This is a genomic window from Psychromonas antarctica (genome assembly GCF_022267535.1).
Taxonomy (GTDB): Bacteria; Pseudomonadota; Gammaproteobacteria; order Enterobacterales; family Psychromonadaceae; genus Psychromonas; species Psychromonas antarctica.
In genome coordinates this window covers 95,805-103,196 of record NZ_JAHNZV010000005.1, presented here as the reverse complement: position 1 = coordinate 103,196, position 7,392 = coordinate 95,805, and the positions used below count along the sequence as shown (strand labels likewise).

7 protein-coding genes are annotated in these 7,392 nt (G+C 38.5%); 4 read left to right on the top strand and 3 right to left on the bottom strand.

All coding sequences use genetic code 11. The features are described from left to right. Window positions 1-201: 201 nt before the first annotated feature. Window positions 202-666 (bottom strand): chemotaxis protein CheX, encoded by a 465-nt coding sequence (locus KSO91_RS02875; protein ID WP_238741148.1) that lies wholly within the window; start codon window positions 664-666, stop codon window positions 202-204. Window positions 667-737: 71 nt separating this feature from the next. Further along, the gene (locus tag KSO91_RS02870) at window positions 738-1,172 is read right to left on the bottom strand and encodes a transcriptional repressor (RefSeq protein WP_238741146.1); all 435 of its coding nucleotides are present in this window, start codon (window positions 1,170-1,172) and stop codon (window positions 738-740) included. Window positions 1,173-1,467: 295 nt separating this feature from the next. Between KSO91_RS02870 and KSO91_RS02865 the strand changes: the two genes are divergently transcribed. Together KSO91_RS02865 and tyrA are read left to right on the top strand one after the other, a co-directional pair. Further along, window positions 1,468-2,535, top strand: a complete 1,068-nt coding sequence (locus tag KSO91_RS02865) for a 3-deoxy-7-phosphoheptulonate synthase (protein WP_238741144.1) — start codon at window positions 1,468-1,470, stop codon at window positions 2,533-2,535. A 10-nt stretch (window positions 2,536-2,545) separates the two neighbouring features. Beyond that, entirely contained in the window at window positions 2,546-3,673 is a 1,128-nt protein-coding gene (gene tyrA, locus KSO91_RS02860; RefSeq protein WP_238741142.1) for a bifunctional chorismate mutase/prephenate dehydrogenase, read from the top strand. 82 nt (window positions 3,674-3,755) lie between these two features. On the opposite strand, the gene hpf is transcribed toward tyrA, so the two are convergent. Next, complete coding sequence (gene hpf / locus KSO91_RS02855; protein WP_238741140.1) at window positions 3,756-4,166, bottom strand: ribosome hibernation-promoting factor, HPF/YfiA family; 411 nt, start codon at window positions 4,164-4,166, stop codon at window positions 3,756-3,758. A gap of 571 nt (window positions 4,167-4,737) precedes the next feature. On the opposite strand from hpf, the gene KSO91_RS02850 reads away from it, so the two are divergent. Together KSO91_RS02850 and KSO91_RS02845 are read left to right on the top strand one after the other, a co-directional pair. Continuing rightward, the gene (locus tag KSO91_RS02850) at window positions 4,738-6,315 is read left to right on the top strand and encodes an extracellular solute-binding protein (protein ID WP_238741138.1); all 1,578 of its coding nucleotides are present in this window, start codon (window positions 4,738-4,740) and stop codon (window positions 6,313-6,315) included. Further along, window positions 6,312-7,391, top strand: a complete 1,080-nt coding sequence (locus tag KSO91_RS02845) for a microcin C ABC transporter permease YejB (protein ID WP_238741136.1) — start codon at window positions 6,312-6,314, stop codon at window positions 7,389-7,391. The genes KSO91_RS02850 and KSO91_RS02845 overlap by 4 nt, the downstream gene beginning before the upstream one ends. Window position 7,392: the final 1 nt, after the last annotated feature.

Sequence of the window (7,392 nt, the reverse complement as noted above, 5' to 3'; positions counted from 1 at the left end):
CCTCTTTGCAATTCATAGTGCAAAGAGGTTTTTTTTTTGCTTTCAACTTTTTTATTTTAACACTATATCGCTTGCTATCTGTTTGTTTTAGATAATTTATAGCAGCAGATATAAAGATATTTTGCCAAGTGAATAGAAAGGGCTGGGGAGTGAAAACACAGTGAATTCAATCAGTTGTGTTTTTAATATATCGGTTTGTTTTTATTGATTAAAGCAGATTTCAATAAAGGCGTTGCCATGTTCTGATATAAAGGGCATCAACACTTTCGAACCATCTACTTGGTGCTTTATAGCGTGATTTGGTCCAGAAACAACGACTGGGGTGGCCATATTAAATTCATAACCTTTCTCACCTAATTGACGTTTCGCTCCACCTGCCACCATATTAGTAATTTCGCCCATCATATCGGTGATATCGTCAGAAATATCATCAACACTTTCGCCAACCATTAAGCGAAATACATTGAGAGCCAGTTTCTTTTCAAAACTAATGGAAAAAGAGCCCTTAGCTGTCGGTCCTACCATGCCAATTAAACCTGATACATCGCCACGTGCAATTGCGTCTTTTTTAAGGGACGGTTTCCCAGGTTTTACTTCTATTTGAGCCATTGTTTGTAGGACATTGATAAAAGAAGATAAAAAAGGGTTCACAAATTCTGCATTCATAGTTTATACACTTGTATTGAGTAGTAGATAAAATTTAGTAAAATATACCCTCGCGTTCTGAGTATAAACGATTAATTATAGAGACAGTTATAACAAACGCCATGAGCTTCTAAGACTTTATTCGTTATTTTGAAGCCTGATTGCTTAGCTCGCTCTGAAAACGCGTCATCTATCACGGGATCGGTTAATCCTATAATTTTATGACAATTATCGCAAATCAATAATTGCATTGGATGTTCACTACCGAAATGGTTACACATCAAGTAAGCATTTAATGATTCAATGCGATGAATAAAATGATTTTCTAACAAAAAATCTAAGGCGCGATAGATCGTCGGGGGTTTGGCATTGGTATCGTGGCCTTGTAATAATTTGAGTAAATCATAAGCACTGATTGCTCCTTTCTGCTCTGCCATTAATAGAAAAACACGCTGCCTTGTCGCGGTGAAGCGAATTTTTTTGTGTTTACAAATATCGATAGCACGTTCTAATAAAGGGCGATGCATAACGTCAGCTCTCGGTTAATAGCGTTAAATTGGCATTACAGTTAGTTTACTGATAGAAAGGTATATTAGCACGGTTGCAGGAATACGCAGAAGAAATGAATTTGCAGGAGTCGCAGATCAGATATGATCAATTCAAAAATACCTTATGCTAATTTTGGGATTATCTTGATATAAGCCCATTTGTTAAATGGGATATGAATAATTATTCATTTAATGACTTTCAATTTGTTATTCACATTATCTGTTTTTTCGCTATGATAGGATCCTTTCACTTTTAAATGTTAACGAGAATATAATGACTACGCTGCAAAATGAAAACATTTACATCCAATCAGAAACTGTGCTAATTACACCCTTAGAACTAAAAAACTTACTTCCTGCTTCTGAAAGTGTTTATCAATCCGTTGCCGAATCGCGCCAAATTATCGCCAATATCGTGCATAAAAAAGATCCGCGTTTTTTAGTTATTTGTGGACCATGCTCTATTCACGATCTTGATGCGGCTAAAGAATATGCTGTTAAATTGAAAAAATTACACGATCAATATAAAGATACTTTGTATATTGTGATGCGAGTTTATTTTGAAAAGCCACGTACAACAGTTGGCTGGAAAGGATTAATTAACGATCCACATATGGATGATTCGTTTGATATTGAAACCGGCTTAAAGCAAGCGAGAGAATTGCTTTTATGGATCTCTGATTTGGGCTTACCGATTGCAACAGAAGCACTTGATCCAATTAGTCCGCAATATATTGGTGATCTCTTTAGTTGGTCCGCTATCGGTGCGCGCACAACAGAGTCACAAACACACAGAGAAATGGCAAGTGGTCTGTCGATGCCTGTCGGTTTTAAAAATGGCACTGATGGCAGTTTATCAACCGCAGTTAATGCGATGCAGTCTGCCTCTTCTGCACACCGCTTTATGGGGATTAATCAGCAAGGGCAAAGCGCGTTATTACAAACTAGCGGTAATAAAGATGGCCATGTTATTCTGCGTGGTGGCGGCGGTAAGCCTAATTATGATTCTGTCAATGTAGCATTAGCAGAGCAAGCACTTCGTAAAGCGGGTGTTGAAGATATATTGATTGTTGACTGTAGTCATGCCAATTCAAGCAAAGATTATTCATTACAGCCATTAGTTGCTGATAATGTATTCCACCAGGTGGTTAAAGGTAATAAGTCGATTATTGGAATCATGCTTGAAAGTAATATTAATGAAGGTAATCAATCAGCTGATTTAGCCAAAGAACAACTGAAATATGGCGTATCAGTAACCGATGCCTGCATTGATTGGGATACTACCAGCCAACTACTTGCGGACGCTGCTCGTTTGTTAAAAGACACGTTACAAACAAGATAAGAAGAAATTTATGCCTTTAAGTAAATTAAGAGATCAAATTGACGCAGTTGATCAGCAACTAATTGATCTGCTCGCTGAGCGTTTGCGTTTAGTCGGTGAGGTTGGTGAAGTTAAAACTGAACATGGACTACCTATTTATGTCCCTGAGCGCGAAGCTGAAATGCTTGCTAAACGCCGAGCCGAAGCCGAGTCAAAAGGGGTCTCCGCTAATTTAATTGAGGATATTTTACGTCGTATTATGCGCGAGTCTTATGCAAGTGAAAATGAAACGGGTTTTAAAACAGTTAATCCTCAGATGAAACGCATTGTTATTATTGGTGGTAATGGTCTTTTAGGTAAACGTTTTGTTGAAATGTTTGAACTGTCGGGTTATCAGGTTGATATTTTAGGGCGCGCTAATTGGGAACAGGCGGAATCAATTTGTAGTAAAGCTGGATTAGTTATTGTTGGCTCGCCGATTGATGTCACCGAGTCGATTATTAAACAACTTTCTTATTTGCCTGATGATTGTATTCTCGCCGATATTACCAGTGTTAAAGTTGGGCCGTTGCAGGCGATGCTGGATACTCATAAAGGCCCTGTAGTAGGGCTGCATCCTATGTTCGGGCCTGATATTTCGAGCTTCGCTAAACAAGTTATTGTTTATTGTGATGGTCGTGGAGAGGATAAATATGGGTGGCTCATTGAACAGATGAAAATTTGGGGCGCACATCTTTATGCTGTGAAAGCGGAAACCCATGATGAGTCAATGACCTTAATTCAAGCATTACGTCATTTCACCAGTTTTGTTTATGGGGTGCATCTGCAGGAAGTAAACGCAGATCTAAAGCAGTTACTTGATCTAAGTTCGCCAATTTATCGCTTGGAGTTGGCGATGGTTGGTCGATTATTTGCTCAGGAACCGGCTTTATATGCAGATATTATTCTTTCTCAGAAAAATAATTTGGCCATGATTAAGCGTTACCATAAACACTTTTCTGATGCGATTGAATTATTAGAGCATGCGGATAGAGATGCCTTTATCAACCGTTTCAAATCAGTCACTGATTGGATGGGAGATTATTCAACTCTATTTTTGGATGAGAGCCGTGCACTTTTACAGCATGCTCATGATAAACGTCACTATGAAGATAAATAAATTCTGAAAGTGAGGTTTTCTGACGGCAATAAAAAGGAGGTTATTAACCTCCTTTTTATTTATATTATTTTGTTTGAGTATTTTATGCGACAAACTCTTTATTTAATTTAATTTCTGCATCCGACTCAATTTCAATTTCTGGCTCTTCAATCGTTTCTCCTGATATTTCACCAGTGCGGCACATATCTTTACCATTCTTTTTGGCACGATCCGCTTCAGCCTTATGGATAAATTTGTTTAGTTGTCGTTCAATTTTTTGGAATAACTGCCCAATTGCTATATAGAGATCATCGTGTTCTGCATGAGCAAATATCTTACCGTTAGGTATGTTGATAGTCGCTTCAATTTTGACGCCTTTAGGCTCTTTGGTGATGATGCAGTGTGGGCTAATAAGAGGGATTTGTAATTTTTCTAATCGTTGGAAACGTTCCTCTACTTTGGTGCGCATTGTGTCAGTGATAGTGATTTGTTTACTTGTAATTTCAATTCTCATAGAAGACACCTTTTTGTTATACACATATTGTGTTCTTAAATAGACTAAGCTTTTTCTAACTATTTTAAAAGAGACTGAGATCTCATTTAATTTGCTTTTGTTATTAAGGAAATCATTCTTTGACCTATGTTTATTTTCTTTTTAAAAAAAAGATAAAGCGCTTGTTGCAAGTAAAAACTTAGGGCATATTATAAAGAATAAATTCCCTTCTTTTACTTCTCCTTTTTTGTTGAAATATCTTTTTTCTGTTCTCTCATTTTGTTATCTTTACTTTTTGACTCCTTTTTTATTACAGTTGAACTATTACATGTTGCTACCCTTCACTTTTAAGTTTACACGCATTTCTTTATTTTGCTACCTATGCACTTTTTGCTACCTATGTATCCAGAGTTCGTTATTATTTGCCTCTCCTTGGTTATACGGTTTAAGCCTTTATGGTGATTTAAAATATCCACCTACTTTCACGCAGTTTCAGTATGTTAATCCGAACGCGCCAAAAGGTGGTGTTTTCAAACAAGCTGCTATTGGTAGTTTTGATTCGCTAAATCCCTATATTGTCAAAGGAAATGCTGTGGCAGGGATTAATCTAATTTATGATACTTTACTTAAGCAATCAAGCGATGAGCCTTTCAGTGGTTATGGCTTGATTGCAGAGAAAGTAAAAGTTGCAGATGATTTTTCTTCGGTCAGCTTTTTAATTAATAAAAATGCACGTTTTCATGATGGCAACAGTATTCAAGCAAGCGATGTTAAATTTAGTTTTGAACTGCTAATTGAACAAGGTACTCCGCTTTACCGTTCATACTATGCGGGAGTGAGCAAAGTCGTTGTTGATAGCCCGCTACAAGTCACTTTCTATTTCAAAGAGGGCGGTAATCGCGAATTACCTTTGATTATTGGTCAGCTTCCCATCTTTCCGGCGCATTACTGGCGGGATAAAGATTTTTCTAAAAGCAGTCTGGTTATTCCGCTTGGATCGGGCGCCTATCAAGTGGGTGACTTTGATGCATCAAAAAGAATCACTTATCAACGTGTGAAGGATTATTGGGCAAAGGATCTGCCAGTCAATAAAGGCATGTTTAATTTTGATACGATGGTATTTGATTATTATCGCGATGATAGTGTTGCTTTTGAAGCGTTTAAATCGGGTGCTTTTGATTTTCGCCAGGAAACATCATCGAAACGTTGGGCAACTGGCTATAAGGGGAACATGTTCTCTGCAGGTGAAATTATCACTGCTAAAATAGCAGATAAAACGCCTCAGGGAATGCAAGGGTTTTGGTTTAATTTACGCAAAAATAAATTTAAAGATGTGCGCGTTCGCAAGGCAATTAGTTTACTGTTTGATTTTGAATGGACAAACAAAACGCTCTTTTATGATGCTTATACACGCACTAATAGTTTTTATGCGGGCTCGGAACTGGCTACAGAACGACAAATATCGGCGCAGGAATACGCTATTTTAGAACCTTATAAGGCGCAATTGACTGCTGCAGTATTTGACCCCATCGACTTTCCGAAAACCAATGCTGATGGTAATGTTCGTGTGCAGATGAGAGAAGCTGTCAAATTGCTTGAGCAGGCGGGTTATCAATTGGAAGGGAGCAAAATGCAAGACAAAAATGGTCTGCAGTTGAGCTTTGAATTTTTACTTTACAGCAAAGATTTTGAGCGAATTGTTCACCCCTTTCGTCGGAATTTACAGCGAATTGGTATTAAAACATCGATCCGTTTGGTGGATGTGTCTCAGTTTATAAACCGTCTGAACAATTTCGATTTTGATCTTATTTCGCTGCCCCGAGGGCAATCCATTTCCCCTGGTAATGAACAGATGAGTTACTGGGGATGCGCTAGCGCGATGCAGGTGGGAACGGCTAACTGGTCTGGAATCTGCTCACCAGTGATTGATAAAATAATCACCCAATTAATTATGTCTGATACTCGAGATAAGTTAGTGAACACTAGTAAAGCATTAGACAGAGTTCTGCTTGCGCAACATTTAGTGATCCCACAGTGGTATCTCCCCGCCTACCGTATCGCTTACTGGGATAAGTTTGATCACCCGAAAATAGCGCCCCTCTATGATTTAGGGGTAGCAACTTGGTGGCGTCGTCCTTCGATAGATGGCAATCAGGAGGTCTCCCCATGAATACTTATATTTTACGCCGTCTACTGCTTATCATTCCCACATTACTTGGCATTATGACCATTAATTTCTTTATTGTGCAGATCGCCCCCGGCGGACCGGTTGAGCAAGCCATCGCACAATATCAAGGTATCGATGGTAGTAATTCAACCCGGATCGCAGCGGGTACGAGCAGCGATATAAAAAAAAATAATAACACCAGCCAATATCGCGGCGCGCAAGGGATCGATCCTCAATATATTAAAGCACTTGAAAAATTATATGGGTTTGATAAACCACTTTTAGAGCGTTATTTAACTATGTTATGGCGTTATGCCAAGTTTGATTTTGGTGAGAGCTTCTACCGTAATCAGAGTGTCATTGATTTGATTCTGGATAAAATGCCTGTATCGATCTCTTTAGGGTTATGGACAACACTGCTGACCTATCTCATTTCGATTCCATTGGGTATTAAAAAAGCAACCTCACACGGTAGCCGCTTTGATATATGGAGCAGTACTCTCGTGACCACCGCTTATGCAATCCCAGCGTTTATTTTAGCGATTATGCTGATTGTTTTATTTGCTGGTGGCTCTTATTACGACTGGTTTCCTTTGCGTGGATTAACATCGGATAATTTCGATCAGCTGAGTCTTTGGGGACAAATTAAAGATTATTTTTGGCATTTAACGCTGCCTATTTTAGCTTCGGTATTAGCCAGCTTTGCGACATTAACCATGCTCACCAAAAATTCCTTTCTCGATGAGATCCATAAACAATATGTGATCACTGCTCGGGCGAAAGGGTGTTCGAAAAATCGCGTTTTATATGGACATATTTTTCGTAATGCGATGTTATTAGTGTTAGCAGGGCTACCCGCTGCGTTAATCGGTATTTTTTTCACCGGTTCAATGTTGATTGAAGTTATTTTCTCATTGGATGGATTAGGATTACTTAGTTTCGAATCGGTTATTAACCGTGATTATCCGGTGATCTTTGCTTCGCTGTATATTTTTACCCTCGTGGGGTTGGTGTTGAAATTGATTAGTGATATCACCTATACCTTAATCGATCCCCGTATTAGCTTTGAAGGACGATAAT